Here is a 19,187-nt window from a genome sequence, read left to right as displayed (position 1 = left end):
GGTTCTGTTGCAAAGTTCCAAAATGAACAATACTAGTCTAACACTAGCTATAGTTTATGCAGGTATTCCTAATAATATCTTCATTTCCGTGCAGACTGAAAACCCGAAGAGAGTGCCTTCTTTTCGGTTCTTCTTATATAATCCTCGAATGGCTTCCATGCCTTTAATCGTGGTTGAGGCTGTTCGTAAGCTTCGATAAAATTTGTTTCGTCTCTTGATGGGACGATGATCTTGTTCAATGAGGTTATTTAGATATTTCACCGTGCGATGTTCTGTTCGCTGGTAAAACCCGTGTGCCTGTAATTTTTTGAAGGCACTGGCAATAGAGGGAGCTTTATCGGTCACCAGAACCCTTGGTTCATCGAACTGTTTAACTAATCTCTTGAGAAAGGCGTAAGCTGCTTGTGTGTCCCGTTTTTTACGTAACCAAATATCCAAGGTTAAACCATCTGCATCGATGGCTCGATACAAATAATGCCATTTTCCTTTAATTTTGATGTACGTTTCATCCATTTTCCATGAATAAAAGGATTTTTTATTTTTCTTTTTCCAAATTTGATAGAGTAGTTTGCCATATTCTTGCACCCAACGATAAATCGTCGTATGAGAAACGTTAATGCCACGATCATATAAGATTTCTTGAACTTCACGATAGCTAAGGTTATAACGAAGATAGTAGCCCACGGCTACAATAATCACATCCTGCTGAAATTGCTTTCCTTTAAAATGATTCATCGTCATTCCTCCTGCTATCTTTTTCTATTATTCTACCTTATTTGATAGTAGATTTAAAACTTTGCAACAGAACCTTTAATTCCCTCTTGTGCTAAAAGTTACTTTTAGGATATAAAAAGAGTCATGATAGGCCATCATGACTCTTGAAAAGGAATAATCCTTCAAGTTATTATTGATTTGCTAATCCTTGAACCAAGGCTTGATTTTGTCTCACCGCTGAGGTGTCTTTCGCATCTTCAATCATACTCACCACTAAATACTTCCCATCATTAGCGTCATAAGCTAAGAGGAAGCTATTTTCTTGGCCTTTTGTGTCTTGTTTTTCTTTGATTTCAGCTGTTCCTGTTTTTGCAGCAATGTTGTTATTTCCAGTTGCTAATACGTGAGCGGTCCCGTTAGGATTTTCCACTGTTTGAATCAACGCTTGAGTCACTAAGTTCGCTGCATTTTCAGAAATAATTTTATCTTCTTGTTTTGCTTCTTTTCCTACAATTAATTGTGGGTATTGCACTCTTCCCTTATTAGGTAAAACAGAATACATCACCGCTTGCTGAATAGGATTAATTAATAATTGACCTTGACCATAAGCAGTATCCCCCAATAAAATTTCTGATTCAATGTCATCATTACTAATTTGTGCCCCTACCATGGGAATGTTCACACTCATTTTTTCACCAAAAGGAAACTTCTCTAAGCCAGCTAAATATTTTTCTTGTCCGATTTCTAAAGCTTCCATAGCAAAATAAATGTTATCCGAATAGATTAGAGCATCGTTCATGTTAACATTTGACACGGCATCAGACACACGTGTGACAAAGTAATCTCCCCAAGAACCATCTTTTTGCCACTTTAAGCCATTAATTTCATGAGTTTTTTCAGGTGACGTGATACCTGCGTCAATCCCAATCGCTGCTGTTAAAGTTTTAAAGGTAGAACCTGGTGCATAGCCTGTCGCAAAACGAGCTAAAAATGGATTTAATTTATTGTTTCCGTAAGCGTCATAGTCTTTTTGACTGATACCTAAAATAAACTTATTAGGATCGTAAGACGGGGAACTCACCACTGCTTTTAAAGCTCCTGTTGACGGGTCTGTGACCACTGTGGAACCTGCTAAATTATTAAGAGCAACAAACGCTTCTTTTTGAAGAGAACTATCAATGTTTAACCGAATAGTTTCTCCATCTTCTCTTTTTTGCTCTACAAGAACTTTTCGAACCTCTTCTTCTTTACTAACAATTTCAATTTTTCCGCCTGCTTTGCCTCGCAATTTCTTATCTAATTGGGCTTCAAGTCCTGTTTTCCCTGTGTCTGAAAAACCAGATAATTCACTATCTCCTTCGATATCTTCAGCTGTGACAGAACCTGTGTAACCAATCAATTGAGCGGCTGCTTCTCCAAGTGGGTAATAGCGTTTGGTGACAGCTTTGCTAATGACACCTGTTAGGCCTTCATAAGGACTTTGGTCAGCATTAAAATCCACCGTTTTTATTGGAACAAAGGATTCATCGTTTACCCAACTTTGCTCTAATAAGCCTTCAATATCTGATTCTTCCATATCAAAAGCTTTACTAATGGCTTGAATATTATTAGCTTTCTCTTCCCCTGTTCCTAGTTCCATAGGGATCATGCCGTATTGGGGGTATTCATGTTTAGTGGCTAGCGGCATTTTATTAATATCAATAATGTCGCCACGAGTCGGATCATCTGTGTTCATATAAACTTTATCGTCTTTCTTCATCTCTGGGAAAATGAGCGAATAGTTCCAGTCAATTTTATACGTCCCTGACTCTTTCACCAATTTTCCTGAATAAGCTTGATTTTTCAACTCTCCAAAAGGTGTCGTCATATTAAATGTCACACTAAAACTTTTGTCTTCTACCTTCGTGTTACTACTAATAATATTCGTTATATTTAATCCATTAAAAATGGCATCATATTTTTCAATCGCTGTTTCTTTGGTTAATCCTTGTTTCTCAACAGATTCTTCTCGAAGGGATTTTCCTAAGGTTTCAAAATCCTTTGTTTCAAATCCTGAAATAAACTGGTTAACTGCTTGACTCTGTAATTTTTTATCATGTTGTTGGTAGAAGAAATAGCCACTTCCTGTAACTACGACTAAAGCGACTACGCCAACTCCAGTAATCATTATTTTTTTATTCATACCAAACTCACTTTCTTTTAAACTTTAATTAGTATAACATATATTTTTTGGTTCTGTTGCAAAGTTTTAAATAAAGAATAAAATCCCTTACGGTATCTATGATTTAAGCTGGGATTCCCAATAATACCTTGATTTCAGTACAGACCGAAAACCCGAAGAGAGTGCCTTCTTTTCGGGTTTTCTTATATAATCCTCGAATGGCTTCCATGCCTTTAATCGTGGTAGAGGCAGTGCGTAAACTTCGATAGAATTTATTGCGTCTCTTTACTGGACGATGGTCTTGTTCAATCAAATTATTCAGGTATTTAATGGTACGATGTTCTGTCCCTTGATAAAAGCCGTATTCTTTTAGTTTCTTAAAGGCACTTGTAATAGAGGGGGCTTTATCTGTGACTACAACCTTCGGTTCATCAAACTGCTTCACTAACCGCTTAAGAAAAGCATAGGCTGCTTGTGTGTCCCGTTTTTTACGTAACCAAATATCCAAGGTTAAACCATCTGCATCGATGGCTCGATACAAATAATGCCATTTTCCTTTAATTTTGATGTACGTTTCATCCATTTTCCATGAATAAAAGGATTTTTTATTTTTCTTTTTCCAAATTTGATAGAGTAGTTTGCCATATTCTTGCACCCAACGATAAATCGTCGTATGAGAAACGTTAATGCCACGATCATATAAGATTTCTTGAACTTCACGATAGCTAAGGTTATAACGAAGATAGTAGCCCACGGCTACAATAATCACATCCTGCTGAAATTGCTTTCCTTTAAAATGATTCATCGTCATTCCTCCTGCTATCTTTTTCTATTATTCTACCTTATTTGATAGTAGATTTAAAACTTTGCAACAGAACCAAATACACTCTATCAATCACGAAGTTCTTTCATTCTTCTATAAAACGTAGCTCGACTGATTCCAGTAATCTCACAAATTTCATTTACACTCATATTTGTTGTTTTTCTTAAATGAAGGGCATGCTGAATCCCTTTGTGGTGTTCGTTATATTTTTTTCTGCGTCCTTTATAAACACCTTTTCTTTTAGCTAATTCAATACCTGCAGCTTGTTTTTCTTTAATCATTGTACGATCTAATTCAGCAAAGGCAGACATAACAGTTAAAATAAATTTACCTGTAGGCTTACTAGTGTCTATTCCTAAATCTAAAATATTTAAAAAGACCCCTTTTTCTTCTAAATATTCAACTAATTCTAACAATTGTTTTGTATTACGTCCTAAACGGTCCATACGAGCGACTACAATCGTATCTCCTTTAACTAACATATTTAGTAGGTCATCTAACTTCTCACGCTCTAACGAAACACCAGACACTTTTTCTGATACAATTTTATCAACGTTAGCTGCTCTCAATTTTTCAATCTGTGTATCTAAGTTTTGGTCCAAACTTGAAACACGAGCATAACCAAATATCATGATAATCACTCCTTTTTATTGATACATGCAAATGATACACTTTAAAGCAATAAAAAGACACCCTTAATGTATGTATCATTAGGGTGTACTTAAATGAGATATTTAATCAGTACTATTTTTAGATAAACATTTTTTGTAAAAATGATTTTTTCATTTTTTCTAATGCTTCAAGCTGACGCTGATGAAGAGCGATAGTTTCACTTATTTTTTTAAAAAATAAACCAATCTTTTCTTGTTCCTCTATACTAGGAACTTTTTTTTCGATTTTAACAATCGAATTTTTTGATAAGCTGGGAACTCCTGTTGATTCATCATATTTTTTCCAATTAATATTTTGAAATAACGTATCAATAAATGATAAATCATTATTGTTTATCGGAACTGAATAAAACAATGTGTCAACAGTCCAAAAAGGCGCTTTCAATAAGTAAGGCTTATTAATTGTACCTTTTCGTCCGAGTCCTATTGCATCTTTATATGATAATGCTTCATCCACACTTAGCATATATCCGCCTGTTCCATATACAGGTATTTCTCCTTCATTAAGATGTTTATAATCTTTACCTGAATTAACTTGTATTATTTCTCCCAACTTCCGCTGTTCCCAATCGTCAGTAAATCCTGCAAAGCGAATTTCTGGTTTTGTTTCGTCTTTTTTCGGAAACATTTTTTGCAAGAAAGACTTTTTAGTTTTTTCTAACGCTTCAAGCTTTCGCTGATGAAGGGTGATAAGGTTGTCTATTTTATTTATAAAGGTAGAAATCTCTTTTTGTTCTTCCAGATTTTTAGGTATTGTAATAGAAACTTCACTCATTACATTATTCATTAATTTCGGGTTTCCAACTTTAGATACATGTTTCCAAGCAACTTGATTTAATGCCTCTGAAACCATCTTGTTTGCATACCCTTCCTCTGATATTAAAACTCCACAAACGTTAGTACAATAGAACTTTCCTTCCCTATAATTAACAGTTCCTGCATTAGCACCATCTGTTGTCCATGTGATGGCATTTTCATAAAGATAGTCATTGTAATATCCCATTAAGCCTTGATCTTTTGTCTGTGATGAATAGACTGGATAGGGCATTAAATTAGATTTATCTTTTACAGTTTTAGTAGCTGCAAGAACATATCCACGAGTTACTCTAAATATATCTTTAACCTTACGCTGTTCCCAATCTTCATTATAATTTTTAAATCTGATTATTGGTTTTTTAGTCATTTTTTTACTCCACTATAGTTTTATAGTAATCATATCAAAGATTTAGTTTTTTCAATACTTTTAATTATATATCTTCTTCAAACTCATCAATAATTTCAAGCAAGTTAAACCAATCTTCATCAGTAAAATGATAATCTAAATCAATCGCCTTTAATCTTAATTTTTCATAGTATTTAAACAACTTATCGCTTAGTCTAATTAGATCATCATCAGATAAGTTATCAATTGCTGAACTATGAATAAAATCCCATACATATTCTTCAATTAGTTCATCTTGATATTTTGATGTTTGTATCATATCTATTATTAAAGCAAAGCTGCCATGTATGTTTTCATATACTTCCTCTAGCAAGACTTTTTTAGGTACTTCTAAATTGTTTTTTTGAAAGGCTTCAATCATTCTAATTGTGTCATCTTCAGTCAGTTTATCACTCGTAAAATTAAACGCTAATCTACCTAATCGCCTGTATTCTTTTTTGATTAAACTATAAATATCATCTAGCTTTTTTTCTAGCATATAAATATCTAAATCCGTAATTAATTGGTCGGTATTAATACGTCTTACTAAAGCATTTATATTTTTACCTATGTAATTAACTTCCCTCGTCAACTTTCTATAAACAGACATGTCAACATTCAATCTAAAATAAGTTTCTGAAGCGTCCAGAAGGAACGCAGAGACTGATCCAAAACCTAAATCTTTTGCCTTCTTTTTCATTGCTTCTTTTTCTTCTGTTGTGACAGAAATTTTTAAACTATCTTTCCTTTTTTTCATTCCTGTTCTCCTTTCTAAATTCGAGCAAAGCGACATGAAAATACGCCAATTTATTGACGGTATTTTGCTAACGGTTTTAGGTGTAACCTAACAAGATAAAAAGAACCACTTTTTATGGGTGTGGTCACAAACCCGATGCTTGCCTATAAGATATAATTTTAAATAATTGTTTTTCAACCGGCAAATGTGAGAATGTGCCCACAATTAGATAATGCAGCATTAAGAGAAGATAGATAGAATTTAAAGACAACTTTAAATATGAGTGTAGAAAGTGATAAGCGCAATATCGAGATTGATTAAAGAGTACTAGATTAAATACAAACAAGGTGCTAAAAGGTTGTTTCTTCTTGGTATGCCTTTTAAAGCGTAAATAATAACGTTAGAGAGCTTTTAATACTAAATTAGTATAAATATATTAACAATTGTTAAAAGCTCTTAAAAGCGATTATAAGCGTCAAATAAGAGGTGTGTTGATTAGAGTTATTTTATACCTTGTTTAGTAACGGATAAAATTTCAGTGCTTTCAGTGCTTATAGAAGATTTCTGCAGTACCCCTATTGACAAAAACATCAATAGGTATCAACAAAAACGTCAATACCCTATTGACGAAAATATGGTTCTGTTGCAAAGTTTTAAATCTACTATCAAATAAGGTAGAATAATAGAAAAAGATAGCAGGAGGAATGACGATGAATCATTTTAAAGGAAAGCAATTTCAGCAGGATGTGATTATTGTAGCCGTGGGCTACTATCTTCGTTATAACCTTAGCTATCGTGAAGTTCAAGAAATCTTATATGATCGTGGCATTAACGTTTCTCATACGACGATTTATCGTTGGGTGCAAGAATATGGCAAACTACTCTATCAAATTTGGAAAAAGAAAAATAAAAAATCCTTTTATTCATGGAAAATGGATGAAACGTACATCAAAATTAAAGGAAAATGGCATTATTTGTATCGAGCCATCGATGCAGATGGTTTAACCTTGGATATTTGGTTACGTAAAAAACGGGACACACAAGCAGCCTATGCTTTTCTTAAGCGGTTAGTGAAGCAGTTTGATGAACCGAAGGTTGTAGTCACAGATAAAGCCCCCTCTATTACAAGTGCCTTTAAGAAACTAAAAGAATACGGCTTTTATCAAGGGACAGAACATCGTACCATTAAATACCTGAATAATTTGATTGAACAAGACCATCGTCCAGTAAAGAGACGCAATAAATTCTATCGAAGTTTACGCACTGCCTCTACCACGATTAAAGGCATGGAAGCCATTCGAGGATTATATAAGAAAACCCGAAAAGAAGGCACTCTCTTCGGGTTTTCGGTCTGTACTGAAATCAAGGTATTATTGGGAATCCCAGCTTAAATCATAGATACCGTAAGGGATTTTATTCTTTATTTAAAACTTTGCAACAGAACCAAATAAAGAATAGTGTGATGTCTTATATTTAATATTATTTATATAATACTTAACTACTTATAGGACGTACAAATATAGTCTTATCAAGGCTTACAGAACATCAACAACATAAAAATCTCACCCTACAACATAAAAATCTCACCCATACAACATACTTTTCTCACCTCAACAACATAAAAATCTCACCCTGAATCTCAATTTGAGATTCAGCAACATAAAAATGTTTTGAACATTGTTGTATGCAATGATATAATGAGTGAAACAGAAAGTTCAGACAGTGTTTAAAACAGTACAAACGCTGCAAGGAAGGGGTTTTTATAGTGGAAGCACAAACAATTGATGAACAACAGCTGAATCAGGTTTTTAAGAAAAATGTCTTCATACAAAATTTAGATAATGATTTAAGTGTGGTGGAGTTAAAAATTATTGATTTCTTGATTAGTAAGATTAAGCCTGAAGATACTTCTGCTATGGAGTATCACACAACATTTGCTAACTTTTATAAGGTTATGGGTTTATCTAAATCAGGAACTTTAAAGAAAAGTATTATTAAAGCATTAAGAGATTTAAAGCAAAAAGAAGTGGTAATCAGGGACGAAGAAAACAATAAGACACGTTATGGTTCATGGATCTCATATTTTGATATACATGATGATAATTCAGTCACAGTTAAGCTGTCAGAAGCATTAGAACCTTACATTATCAATTTAAAGGAGCAAACTCACTATACTAAGTATTATTTAAGAGATATATCGCTATTAAAGAGTAGATATTCCATTTTGATGTACCAGCTGTTAGCCAGTCATAATTTTAAAGCTAAAGCTATACTGCCTGCTGATTACATTGTTGAGTATTTCAATAAAAGTGATTATCCATTTTACCGAGTAAATGATTTATGGTTAAAGAAAGCAATTGATGAAATTAATGAAAAAACTGGTATGAGAGTTAGATATGATGTAGTTAAAAAAGGTAATAAAGCTAGTCACGTTGTTTTTACTTTTCCGACAGAATCCAGACGTCAGTCTGTACAAGGTAAAGTACCAATGATAGATTGGACAAAAGGGGAGTAATGTTAAATGGAAGGTATGACATTCAGACAGGTCTCCGACAAGGCAGACATTGCTAGAACAACTGTTTATACAAGGCTGAAGAATATTGAAGTCTTAAATAATGAGCTTTATAATTCTTATGTTTTTATGGATAATAATGGAACACGTAGGATTAGGAATGAAAAAGTTGATGAAGTTATTGAAATAATAAGTTCAGACAACTTTCCTAATAATATTGAACTGTCACAAACAGTACAAACAGAAGATTTAATTGGAACTGATATAGAAGCAATTAAAACGTTGACAGAACAATTAGAGTACGAAAGAGATCGATACGAAAAACTGTTTGAACGATACACAGAATTGGTAGATCAGGTACAAAGTAACAGTGATAGACTTTTACAAATTACAGAGAATCAACAAGTGATTATGCGTGAGCATAAATTACTTGATAATTCCGATAAGGTTCATCAACAAGAAATTAAAGAAAAGCCTAAAGAAGTAATTCCAGACGAACAGATAAAAAAAACGAGCTGGATATCAAAACTGTTTGGAAAATAGAAAAGTAGATTAGAAAATGCTTGGGGAGTGAGTGATATAACTATTAAAGTAAAGAAAAAATTAACTTATAATAATATGATTGGACATATGAAAGATAAAGGTATTAAATTCGATTTAATGTCTGAGAGTGAGGCATTAAACGTACTAAAACAAAATACTTATTATTATAAGGTAACAAGTTATAGAAAAAACTACACTCAACAATCAGGTATGTATGAGAACTTAGATTTTGCTTTTTTAGCTGATTTAGGGAAAATAGATATGAGACTTAGATATTTTATTCTTGAAACTGCTCTAGATTATGAGCATTCCATAAAAACTAAACTATTAGATCTTATAACATCTGATCATAACGAAGATGGTTATCAAATAGTTGAAGAATTTAGAACTAAACATCCATCAACATACAAAATAGTAATGAAAAATTTACGGAAAAATAAATATCTAAAAGACATGTATCTGAAAAGGCATTCTAATCCAGCTATATGGGTGATTTTAGAAGTTATGACTTTTGGGTCTCTTTCTGTTTTTATAGATTTTTATTATGAAAAAAATAAGACGAAAAGTTTAAAACCTGCTTATAATCTAACTAAATACGCAAAAAATATAAGGAATGCAGCAGCACATAGCAATCCATTATTGTTAAATTTATATGAACCTCATTCTTTGATTAACGTAGATCAATCTGTAGTATCATATGCACACATTATGGGAATAAGTGCTGAAAAAATTGTTGATAGAAAAGTTAATGATCTAGTTAGTTTGTTTTATTTGCATAGTAATTATTGTAGCGAGGGAATGAACAAACATAAAAAAGAGGAAGGTATTAAACTAATTGATAGATGTTTAAGAAATAAGGAATATTACGAAGAAGTTTATTCTTTACAAGAAATGTTAAATATTTTTAACAAATGTGTTGACTATTTATAGATAAAAATATAACATTGAGGTGAGGAAAGGACGGTGCGACCGTTCGCTCAGCTTTCGTTATGCGAAAGAGGGGTTATCGGAACTTTTATGGGCTAACTCTTTAGAGTTAAGCCCTTTTTTTATTATATAAACTTTAAAAAAGAATACAGGACGATTTTAAGGCACAGTTCGTTTGTTAGACGTACAGTTGTTCATTAAAATTCAAAATTAAGCTCGTACAAACATTGCTATTTGATAGATATTAAGAGCATTAGATATCTATGAAGTGTTTTGTGATGACCTGAAGCAAACAATCCTTGCATCAGGTTTATGATTGAATTTTCAAAAAACATTAATGTCAACTTTGATGTTAATGTTGATGTTAATGATAATCTGCTTTTTCTAGTTACAGACTAAAAAAGATAATTTAATCCATAAATAAAGATGAAAAGCTAAAGGAAGCAATCCTTACCTCAGGTCAAAATAGATAAGCTTGAATACTAACTGAAGGCGATAATATCACACTCAGGTCAAAAACGTGAAATGTGGTTTCTAACTGAAGACGGACTATATCAACACTTAAAAGATTCGTAATAATCTTGCGAAGTTAAGAAAGTTTATGACAATTTCTAAATAAACACTAAAAATGACAACGTTGTCACATTTAACCAATCGAGTTCTTTAGCTAATAACTACATTTTCCGAAGAACAAAAACAGGAAGTATTTTCAAGGGTTCTGTTGCAAAGTTTCCCCTCAGATCCATTATAGGGTAAACTGAGTTTAATAGGAACTAGGAGGAGTAACGAAGATGAACCATTTTAAAGGCAAACAATTTCAGAAAGATGTGATTATTGTCGCTGTAGGCTACTATCTTCGGTACAACCTGAGTTATCGTGACGTCCAAGAAATTCTGTACAACCGTGGTATTAACGTGTCTCACACCACTGTCTATCGTTGGGTACAGGAATATGGGAAACTACTTTACAACATTTGGAAGAGGAAAAACAAACAGTCCATTTATTCGTGGAAAATGGACGAGACCTATATTAAAATCAAAGGAAAATGGCATTATCTTTATCGCGCCATTGATGCAGATGGTCTCACTCTGGATATATGGTTACGGAAAAAGCGAGATACACAAGCAGCTTACGCCTTTCTCAAGAGATTAGTTAAACAGTTCGATGAACCAAGGGTTCTGGTGACCGATAAAGCTCCCTCTATTGCCAGTGCCTTCAAAAAATTACAGGCACACGGGTTTTACCAGCGAACAGAACATCGCACGGTGAAATATCTAAATAACCTCATTGAACAAGATCATCGTCCCATCAAGAGACGAAACAAATTTTATCGAAGCTTACGAACAGCCTCAACCACGATTAAAGGCATGGAAGCCATTCGAGGATTATATAAGAAGAACCGAAAAGAAGGCACTCTCTTCGGGTTTTCAGTCTGCACGGAAATGAAGATATTATTAGGAATACCTGCATAAACTATAGCTAGTGTTAGACTAGTATTGTTCATTTTGGAACTTTGCAACAGAACCATATTATTCGTCGCTATGTTTCTGATGACGATATTCATGTTTATAGTATCGATGAATTATTTATTCGCTATGATAAAGTGAAAAATTTGTATGGGAATGTTGATGTCAAACTCTTTGCAAAAGCGATTATGCGGAAGATTTTGCAAGAGACAGGGATTTATACCACGATTGGGATTGGTGATAATATGCTTTTAGCAAAGCTGGCTTTAGATAACGAAGCAAAGAAAAATCCTGATATGATGGCGGAATGGCGCTATGAAGACGTGCCGACAAAGGTTTGGACCATTAACCCAATCACTGATTTTTGGGGGATTGGAGAGAAAACAGCCCAAAATTTATATAAAAAAGGGATTGATACAATTGAAGATTTGGCAAACTGTAATCCATTTTTACTCAAGGAAAGTATGGGAGCTATCGGCGTACAGCTCCATGCTCATGCCAATGGTATTGATCGTAGTCGGATTGATCAGAAGTTTAAACCATTAGAGAAATCGGTCTCAAATTCTCAAGTGTTATTGAAAGATTATACAGATATTCGAGAAATTGAAGTCATTATTCGAGAAATGACTGATTTAGTTGCTTCTCGTTTGCGGAAGATTCATGCGCAAACAGAGTGTATTAGCTTAAGGATCGGCTATTCCTATACCACTATGTTACCGGGATTTTCTCACCAAATGAAGATACCAGCAACAGCTAATACTAAACAGTTGACAGAATATGCCTTAAAGATTTTTCGTGAATATTATATTGGCTATGAAGTGCGTAGTGTGGCGATTTCTTGTTCAAAGTTAATTTATCAAACGAGTATTCAGTTGGATCTTTTTTCTGATCCAGAGAAACTGTTTCAGCAAGAAAAGTTGGATTATCTGTGTGATGAAATTCGAAACCGGTATGGATTTAAAGCCTTGGTGCATGCTAGTTCACTCTTGCCAGGGGCGACTGCAATTAGTCGAAGTAGCAAGATTGGTGGCCATTAATCAACGAAAGGAAGGGATTGCTGATGTCTTATGGCGAAAATTATCAAGATCGAGGGATGGTCAAATGGGCGGGTTTTTATTTGTCTGAACACACAGATACTTTGCAGGATCAAAAAAAAACTGAATCTAATCGACCAGTTCAAAAAATGCAAATGGACGTTGACGAGATTGGCGAAGTTTTATCTAAAGCAGTGTTAAAAAGTCGGAAAATTGTGATTCAGATTGAAGAAAGAGATTCTAACGGTTATTATCGGCCGGATATTGTGGGTATGATTCAAGGTTCAGACGAATTGGGAATTTACGTTGGTGGCACGAAGGTTGGCTATGATGAAATTCGGAATGTGGCCTTTTCTAACGAATTGAAGTGGTCGGATATGGAGCGGTTTAAAATATAGTGAAATTACAGATCAGCTATCATAATATAAATAGAAACCTGAAAACAAGTACTAACAAAGGGGCTTGTTTTCAGATTTCTTTCATTTCGAATTTATAATTAGGAGGATTCGCATATTGCGTAGGATTTACTTACGATAATCAACCATTTTTTTCTCTCCTTTATTTTATATCCATTTTATCATAGTTAATAGATTGAGGTCATTCATGTATCGAAAATCATAGGAATGACCTCTCTTGATTTAATCGTTAATATTCTCATCTATCCATTGATTAATTGCTTCATACAGCTGATAAGGCGAGCCAATAAACTGAAATTCTGAATCATAGACTTCACGGAATGTTTGAACAATAATTTCAACGTTGATTGCTTGATTGAAGAGTCCTTGAATCCGATAAAATTCTTCTTCATTTTGGTATTCATTCATGAGTCTAATTTTGGATTGTAATAGGTCTGTTTCGTAGGTACTTTCTTGATGTTCTTGTTCTAAGCGAATGATGTCATAACCGTCTGCAAAGTAGCCTTCTTCTAATACTTGATGAAATTCTTCTTCTGTCACGTTGATATCGTCACGTTTGAACCAACTCTTTAAGCCGTTTATCATATCGGCTTTACTTTCATATTTTTCTCGGTAGCTCTCGTTAGTTAAGTAGCAATGTCCTTCGATAATGTATGTCATGATGTTTTCCTTCTTTCTTTTTGAGTTTTGATTTCCTACACCTTTTTACTAGAAGATTAGTTGCCATGTTTGATTGGCTTTTTTGAAGGCACAGGCTCTTTTTTGAGCCTATGCTTCTTTTTTCTTCTTAAAATGTTCCTTCTTCTCGAAAACTGTAGTAGCTATTGCTTGTAACAATCAGATGGTCTAATAGTTCAATTCCTAGTATTTCGCCCGCTTGTTTCATTCGTTCGGTGAAGAGACAGTCATTGTTGCTTGGTTGTGGGTTTTATCAAGAGTAAATTACTAAAAATCCATTAACATCAATGTTTTTACTTTAAGAACATATATTTAACGTGTTAAATCAAATGAAAAAATACAATGTAATTATTAGATGACAATTGATTACGGTCAGAAGAATGTACCACAAATAAAAAAACTAATTCCTTTTTATTTTATCGAGGAATTAAGCTTTTGACCTGCAACAATCACGCCCAATTTCGGAATATCTATAATATGATTTCGATCTTAAATTATCTACTTTAACTGACGCTACCTGCTCGTTAAAGAAGACCTATTTAAAAAAGTTTATACTGCACCTGCCTTTATTATGTAAGTAAAAGTAGTAAAGCTTTAAATTGGTTTTCAAAAAAGTAGGGTTGATTATTTCTTTTTCATCAATTATAATTGTGTTATTATCACAATATGAGAAAGGAGGCAAAAAGTAATGGGAATTGATTTCATTAATGTCGAGTTTAGAAAGCATGTAAAAGTTTCAGGGGATTTAGGTACAACGGGATCAGTATGTCCTTTTTCACAAAAACAAAAAATGGAAACACTACCGGAAAACTTTTTGCCTCCTTTTATATAATGGGCAAAAATTTATGAATCTATTGCATTTGTAAAAATGCATACGAATGATTAGGCACCGGTTGTTAAACTGGTGCCTTTTTTTTGTTTGATCAGTTCAGTTAGTTTGGAGAACCGAATCTTTAATCATGCTGTAGAAATATGGTGAGTTCGTTGATTTGGTTTTACAATATAAATAGATATGAGGTGAGGTTTATGGTGAAAGCAGTGGATTTAGCCTCCTAAAATCACAATATATTTTAGGAGGAAATAAAATGAAAAAGGATAGTAAATCTAAAGAAATGATTCAATCTGAAAAAAGGGGTTCTACTAGGCTTTTAATGATGGTACTCTCCCTATCTGTACTTGTAGGTTCAATTACGGCTGATTCAGTCAATCCCGTACTTCCACTAATAAGCAAAGCTTTAGAAGCTTCGAAATCTCAAGTGAGTTGGATAGTTAGTGGTATTGCACTTGTTCTTGCGATTGGAGTTCCGATTTATGGTCGAATCTCAGACTTTTTTGAGTTACGAAAGCTATATATCTTTGCCATTATGATTCTGGCAAGTGGTAGTCTTTTATGTGCAATTGCCCCGAACCTCCCATTGTTGGTTTTGGGAAGAATGGTTCAGGGTGCTGGGATGTCCGCAATTCCAGTTCTATCAGTCATTGCAATTTCGAAGGTTTTCCCACAAGGAAAACGTGGGGGAGCTTTGGGAATTATCGCAGGAAGTATTGGTGTTGGAACTGCTGCTGGTCCAATATTTGGTGGAGTAGTTGGTCAATATTTAGGGTGGAATGCCTTGTTTTGGTTCACATTTTTGTTAGCCATTATGATTGTTATTGGTGCCTACTACGCGTTACCGACAATTAAACCGGCAGAATCCGTAGGAAGCAATAAGAACTTTGATTTCATTGGTGGTTTATTCCTCGGCCTCACAGTAGGATTACTCCTTTTTGGCATCACTCAAGGAGAAACTTCTGGTTTTTCTTCGTTCTCATCGTTAACTAGCCTAATTGGTTCTGTTGTAGCTTTGGTGGGATTTATTTGGAGAATTGTTACCGCAGAAAATCCATTTGTACCACCTGTCCTGTTCAATAACAAGGATTATGTCAATACGGTCATAATTGCATTTTTTTCGATGTTTGCTTATTTCGCTGTTCTTGTGTTCGTCCCATTACTAGTCATTGAGGTGAATGGACTCTCTTCTGGACAGGCTGGAATGATATTGTTGCCAGGTGGTGTGGCTGTTGCAATCTTATCTCCCTTCGTTGGCCGTCTTTCTGATCGATTTGGGGATAAACGTCTGATAATTACTGGGATGACTCTGATGGGGCTGTCTACCTTATTCTTGTCCACCTATGCATCTGGTGCTTCACCTCTGTTAGTTTCCGTGGGGGTCCTCGGAGTAGGGATTGCTTTTGCATTCACGAATTCTCCCGCAAATAACGCCGCAGTAAGTGCACTCGATGCAGACAAGGTTGGTGTCGGAATGGGGATTTTCCAAGGTGCTTTGTACCTTGGAGCAGGAACTGGAGCAGGTATGATTGGAGCATTATTATCCGCTCGACGTGATGCTACTGAGCCGATAAATCCATTATATATATTGGACGCTATGTCCTACTCAGATGCGTTCCTTGCAGCTACAGGGGCAATACTCATTGCCTTAATAGCTGGATTAGGTTTAAAAAAGCGTGGGTAATAACTTAGTTATGTAAAGATTAGTTATTGTTTAGTTCATCTTCTATAGTTTAAGCTGTAAATAAATAGCTTAGGAATCACGCAAATTTGAATTTCTTAGAATAGAATACTTTTAAGTAACTCAACTTTCGTACACTGTTTTATTGGTGCGAAAGTTGAGTATGTTAAGGATGAAACAATGAAAACATTGGTGATCGTTTCTCACCCAGATATGCCAAATTTCTATTGGTATATACGAATCAGTCAATATCAGAAATTAGTGAATATCTTATATTTAACTCACAAAGTTACTTCACATCCGTGTTTAAAAAAGAAACAGGAAAAACGCCTTTTGAATATAGAAAGAGTGATTTGTAAAGCTGATGGCTAATGCAAAGAATCAATTGCGGCAATCCTTTTGTATCTTTTTCCAGTGTGGCTGCGGTTTCTGTTGACGGGAACAGCAGGGCATATGCGGAATCTGGTGTCGGATGAGATAACGGATCAGTTACTTTGTTTTTATCAGAAAAGGTGTAAGCTAAAACTTAGGTTAGCCATTGCGCTAGCGATTTGGTACAATAAGGGGGAAGTTGAATTATATTTGAAACGATAGGAGGGAGAAGCAAATGAAATCTACAACTAAAGTAACATTTAAAGAACTTCATGTATAGGTGGCTGTGACAAGCTTTACATGGAGTGGAATAATTATTGTCCGAAGCCACCTTTGCAATTGCTAGTACTAACGCAAAGGAGGATATGAAAATGCAATACAAAATAATTAATGGTGCCGTTTACTATGATGGTAATATGGTGTTGGAAAACATCGGTATTGAAATCAATGATAATGAAAAGATTGCTATTGTTGGTAGAAATGGATGTGGAAAAACAACCTTGCTAAAAGCTATTATAGGCGAAATTGAATTAGAAGAAGGAACTGGTGAAAGTGAGTTTCAAGTAATAAAGACCGGTAACCCTTATATTAGCTATTTAAGACAGATGCCTTTTGAAGATGAAAGTATATCAATGGTGGATGAAGTCCGTACGGTATTTAAGACGCTTATTGATATGGAAAACAAGATGAAACAGCTGATAGATAAAATGGAGAATCAATATGATGATAAAATCATCAATGAATACTCTGATATCAGTGAAAGGTATATGGCTCTTGGAGGTCTAACCTACCAAAAAGAATATGAAACGATGATTCGTAGTATGGGTTTTACTGAAGCAGATGATAAAAAACCCATTTCTGAATTTTCAGGTGGTCAGCGAACTAAGATAGCTTTTATAAAAATACTTTTAACAAAGCCAGACATTCTATTACTTGATGAACCTACTAACCACCTTGATATAGAAACAATACAATGGTTGGAGAGTTATTTGAGAAGTTATAAATCTACATTGGTTATTATTTCCCATGATAGAATGTTTCTTAATCGAATTGTGGATAAGGTTTATGAAATCGAATGGGGAGAGACCAAATGTTATAAAGGTAATTATTCAGCCTTTGAGGAGCAAAAACGAGAAAATCATATCAAACAGCAAAAAGATTACGATTTGCAACAGATAGAAATTGAAAGGATTACACGCTTGATTGAACGTTTTCGTTATAAACCTACGAAAGCTAAAATGGTGCAATCTAAAATTAAATTATTACAGCGTATGCAAATATTAAATGCACCAGACCAATACGATACAAAAACTTATATGTCTAAATTTCAACCGAGAATCAGTAGTTCAAGGCAAGTATTAAGTGCTTCAGAACTTGTGATAGGCTATGATACTCCTCTTGCAAAGGTTAATTTCAACCTTGAAAGGGGACAGAAGCTTGGAATTGTTGGGAGTAATGGTATTGGTAAATCCACGTTGCTTAAAACACTTATGGGTGGTGTGGCAGCATTGTCTGGAGATTTTAAATTCGGATACAATGTTGAAATTAGCTATTTTGACCAACAGCTTGCTCAAATCAGTGGAGATGATACACTATTCGAAATTTTTCAAAGCGAATACCCTGAGCTAAATGACACAGAGGTCAGAACTGCTCTTGGCTCATTTCAGTTTAGTGGAGATGATGTTTTTAGACCGGTGTCCTCTTTGTCAGGTGGAGAAAAGGTTAGATTGACATTATGTAAATTATTATATAAACGTACTAATGTTTTAATCTTAGATGAACCGACAAACCACATGGATATTATTGGAAAAGAGAATTTAGAGAATATCTTATGCAGTTATCAAGGTACAATTATTTTTGTGTCACATGATAGATATTTTACTAATAAGATTGCTGACAGATTACTTGTTTTTGATAAGGATGGTGTAGAGTTTGTACAATCTACTTATGGTGAGTACGAGAAAAAAAGGATGAATTCTGAAAAGCCATTTAATAACATTAAAGTTGAGCAGAAAGTAGAGAAAAATAACACAGTAAAAGGCGATCGTAACTCCATTGAGAAGGAGAAGGTTAAGAAGGAGAAACGAATTGAAAAGCTTGAAGTGTTAATAAATCAATATGATGAAGAATTAGAAAGATTGAATAAAATCATTTCTGAACCAAACAATTCTTCTGATTATATGGTACTGACGGAAATACAAAAATCAATTGATGATGTTAAAAGGTGTCAGGGTAATTATTTTAATGAATGGGAACAGTTGATGAGAGAATTGGAAGTTATGTAATTTTTGAGTTATGCAATAAGGATGTAAAAGTGTTAATGATACATTCTGGTTGTTGAAAATGTAAAAAAATTAATGAATTTTTATTAGATATAATCGCTATGTGAAGACCTTTTGAGTTTGCCGCATAGCGGTTTTTAT

General features: G+C 34.2%; 18 protein-coding genes and 1 pseudogene. 11 read left to right on the top strand and 8 right to left on the bottom strand.

Going from position 1 to position 19,187, the window contains the following annotated elements:
- Positions 1–54: 54 nt before the first annotated feature.
- From M2919_RS10015 to M2919_RS09990, 6 genes are all read right to left on the bottom strand, one after another.
- Positions 55–735: an IS6 family transposase gene (locus M2919_RS10015; RefSeq protein ID WP_172442041.1), complete on the bottom strand. Its 681-nt coding sequence runs from the start codon at positions 733–735 to the stop codon at positions 55–57.
- 169 nt (positions 736–904) lie between these two features.
- Complete coding sequence (pbp4, locus tag M2919_RS10010) at positions 905–2,896, bottom strand: penicillin-binding protein PBP4(5) (protein WP_231450809.1); 1,992 nt, start codon at positions 2,894–2,896, stop codon at positions 905–907.
- A gap of 103 nt (positions 2,897–2,999) precedes the next feature.
- A complete protein-coding gene (locus tag M2919_RS10005; RefSeq protein WP_001015311.1) occupies positions 3,000–3,680 on the bottom strand; it encodes an IS6-like element IS1216 family transposase in 681 nt (226 codons plus the stop codon).
- A gap of 86 nt (positions 3,681–3,766) precedes the next feature.
- The gene (locus tag M2919_RS10000; RefSeq protein WP_231415397.1) at positions 3,767–4,330 is read right to left on the bottom strand and encodes a recombinase family protein; all 564 of its coding nucleotides are present in this window, start codon (positions 4,328–4,330) and stop codon (positions 3,767–3,769) included.
- Between the two features lie 118 nt (positions 4,331–4,448).
- Complete coding sequence (locus M2919_RS09995) at positions 4,449–5,552, bottom strand: restriction endonuclease subunit S (protein WP_231415396.1); 1,104 nt, start codon at positions 5,550–5,552, stop codon at positions 4,449–4,451.
- A gap of 64 nt (positions 5,553–5,616) precedes the next feature.
- Complete coding sequence (locus M2919_RS09990; RefSeq protein ID WP_231415395.1) at positions 5,617–6,327, bottom strand: plasmid mobilization protein; 711 nt, start codon at positions 6,325–6,327, stop codon at positions 5,617–5,619.
- A gap of 689 nt (positions 6,328–7,016) precedes the next feature.
- On the opposite strand from M2919_RS09990, the gene M2919_RS09985 reads away from it, so the two are divergent.
- The 7 genes from M2919_RS09985 to M2919_RS09955 all read left to right on the top strand — a co-directional run bounded on the left by M2919_RS09985 (position 7,017) and on the right by M2919_RS09955 (position 13,186).
- Positions 7,017–7,697, top strand: coding sequence for an IS6-like element IS1216 family transposase (locus M2919_RS09985; RefSeq protein WP_001015311.1), 681 nt, complete (start codon positions 7,017–7,019; stop codon positions 7,695–7,697).
- 374 nt (positions 7,698–8,071) lie between these two features.
- Positions 8,072–8,821, top strand: a complete 750-nt coding sequence (locus M2919_RS09980) for a replication initiation protein (RefSeq protein ID WP_172442040.1) — start codon at positions 8,072–8,074, stop codon at positions 8,819–8,821.
- Positions 8,822–8,827: 6 nt separating this feature from the next.
- Positions 8,828–9,361, top strand: coding sequence for a hypothetical protein (locus tag M2919_RS09975; RefSeq protein ID WP_105467843.1), 534 nt, complete (start codon positions 8,828–8,830; stop codon positions 9,359–9,361).
- 75 nt (positions 9,362–9,436) lie between these two features.
- Positions 9,437–10,291, top strand: coding sequence for an Abi family protein (locus M2919_RS09970; protein WP_105467880.1), 855 nt, complete (start codon positions 9,437–9,439; stop codon positions 10,289–10,291).
- A 788-nt stretch (positions 10,292–11,079) separates the two neighbouring features.
- Complete coding sequence (locus M2919_RS09965; protein ID WP_002389568.1) at positions 11,080–11,760, top strand: IS6 family transposase; 681 nt, start codon at positions 11,080–11,082, stop codon at positions 11,758–11,760.
- Between the two features lie 41 nt (positions 11,761–11,801).
- Positions 11,802–12,791: a DinB/UmuC family translesion DNA polymerase gene (locus M2919_RS09960; protein ID WP_242440380.1), complete on the top strand. Its 990-nt coding sequence runs from the start codon at positions 11,802–11,804 to the stop codon at positions 12,789–12,791.
- Between the two features lie 23 nt (positions 12,792–12,814).
- Complete coding sequence (locus M2919_RS09955; protein WP_065813869.1) at positions 12,815–13,186, top strand: hypothetical protein; 372 nt, start codon at positions 12,815–12,817, stop codon at positions 13,184–13,186.
- 240 nt (positions 13,187–13,426) lie between these two features.
- Here M2919_RS09955 and M2919_RS09950 read toward each other — a convergent pair whose 3' ends face one another.
- Positions 13,427–13,864, bottom strand: coding sequence for a hypothetical protein (locus tag M2919_RS09950; RefSeq protein WP_174116110.1), 438 nt, complete (start codon positions 13,862–13,864; stop codon positions 13,427–13,429).
- Between the two features lie 127 nt (positions 13,865–13,991).
- Positions 13,992–14,132, bottom strand: a pseudogene (locus tag M2919_RS09945) (JAB domain-containing protein); the annotation flags it as partial.
- Positions 14,133–14,570: 438 nt separating this feature from the next.
- Here M2919_RS09945 and M2919_RS09940 point away from each other — a divergent pair.
- The 4 genes from M2919_RS09940 to optrA all read left to right on the top strand — a co-directional run bounded on the left by M2919_RS09940 (position 14,571) and on the right by optrA (position 19,049).
- The gene (locus M2919_RS09940) at positions 14,571–14,714 is read left to right on the top strand and encodes a hypothetical protein (RefSeq protein ID WP_002360221.1); all 144 of its coding nucleotides are present in this window, start codon (positions 14,571–14,573) and stop codon (positions 14,712–14,714) included.
- A gap of 253 nt (positions 14,715–14,967) precedes the next feature.
- On the top strand, positions 14,968–16,395 hold the full coding sequence (fexA, locus tag M2919_RS09935) for a chloramphenicol/florfenicol efflux MFS transporter FexA (RefSeq protein WP_065813868.1): 1,428 nt from the start codon (positions 14,968–14,970) through the stop codon (positions 16,393–16,395).
- A gap of 185 nt (positions 16,396–16,580) precedes the next feature.
- A complete protein-coding gene (locus M2919_RS09930) occupies positions 16,581–16,751 on the top strand; it encodes a helix-turn-helix domain-containing protein (RefSeq protein WP_105461295.1) in 171 nt (56 codons plus the stop codon).
- 330 nt (positions 16,752–17,081) lie between these two features.
- Positions 17,082–19,049 (top strand): ABC-F type ribosomal protection protein OptrA, encoded by a 1,968-nt coding sequence (gene optrA / locus M2919_RS09925; RefSeq protein ID WP_089202004.1) that lies wholly within the window; start codon positions 17,082–17,084, stop codon positions 19,047–19,049.
- Positions 19,050–19,187 lie beyond the last annotated feature (138 nt).

This window comes from Vagococcus lutrae (assembly GCF_023299185.1).
GTDB lineage: Bacteria > Bacillota > Bacilli > Lactobacillales > Vagococcaceae > Vagococcus_A > Vagococcus_A lutrae.
This window is presented reverse-complemented; position numbering and strand designations above follow the sequence as displayed.

What these genes read in the sequence shown, in the direction of transcription:
- M2919_RS09965 (WP_002389568.1), top strand. Translation starts at nt 11,080, where the DNA reads ATGAACCATTTTAAAGGCAAACAATTTCAGAAAGATGTGATTATTGTC.
- M2919_RS09950 (WP_174116110.1), bottom strand. Translation starts at nt 13,864, where the DNA reads ATGACATACATTATCGAAGGACATTGCTACTTAACTAACGAGAGCTAC.
- M2919_RS10000 (WP_231415397.1), bottom strand. Translation starts at nt 4,330, where the DNA reads ATGATATTTGGTTATGCTCGTGTTTCAAGTTTGGACCAAAACTTAGAT.
- M2919_RS09990 (WP_231415395.1), bottom strand. Translation starts at nt 6,327, where the DNA reads ATGAAAAAAAGGAAAGATAGTTTAAAAATTTCTGTCACAACAGAAGAA.
- M2919_RS09970 (WP_105467880.1), top strand. Translation starts at nt 9,437, where the DNA reads ATGATTGGACATATGAAAGATAAAGGTATTAAATTCGATTTAATGTCT.
- M2919_RS09975 (WP_105467843.1), top strand. Translation starts at nt 8,828, where the DNA reads ATGGAAGGTATGACATTCAGACAGGTCTCCGACAAGGCAGACATTGCT.
- M2919_RS10015 (WP_172442041.1), bottom strand. Translation starts at nt 735, where the DNA reads ATGAATCATTTTAAAGGAAAGCAATTTCAGCAGGATGTGATTATTGTA.
- M2919_RS09955 (WP_065813869.1), top strand. Translation starts at nt 12,815, where the DNA reads ATGTCTTATGGCGAAAATTATCAAGATCGAGGGATGGTCAAATGGGCG.
- fexA (WP_065813868.1), top strand. Translation starts at nt 14,968, where the DNA reads ATGAAAAAGGATAGTAAATCTAAAGAAATGATTCAATCTGAAAAAAGG.
- M2919_RS09995 (WP_231415396.1), bottom strand. Translation starts at nt 5,552, where the DNA reads ATGACTAAAAAACCAATAATCAGATTTAAAAATTATAATGAAGATTGG.
- M2919_RS09985 (WP_001015311.1), top strand. Translation starts at nt 7,017, where the DNA reads ATGAATCATTTTAAAGGAAAGCAATTTCAGCAGGATGTGATTATTGTA.
- M2919_RS10005 (WP_001015311.1), bottom strand. Translation starts at nt 3,680, where the DNA reads ATGAATCATTTTAAAGGAAAGCAATTTCAGCAGGATGTGATTATTGTA.
- pbp4 (WP_231450809.1), bottom strand. Translation starts at nt 2,896, where the DNA reads ATGAATAAAAAAATAATGATTACTGGAGTTGGCGTAGTCGCTTTAGTC.
- M2919_RS09940 (WP_002360221.1), top strand. Translation starts at nt 14,571, where the DNA reads ATGGGAATTGATTTCATTAATGTCGAGTTTAGAAAGCATGTAAAAGTT.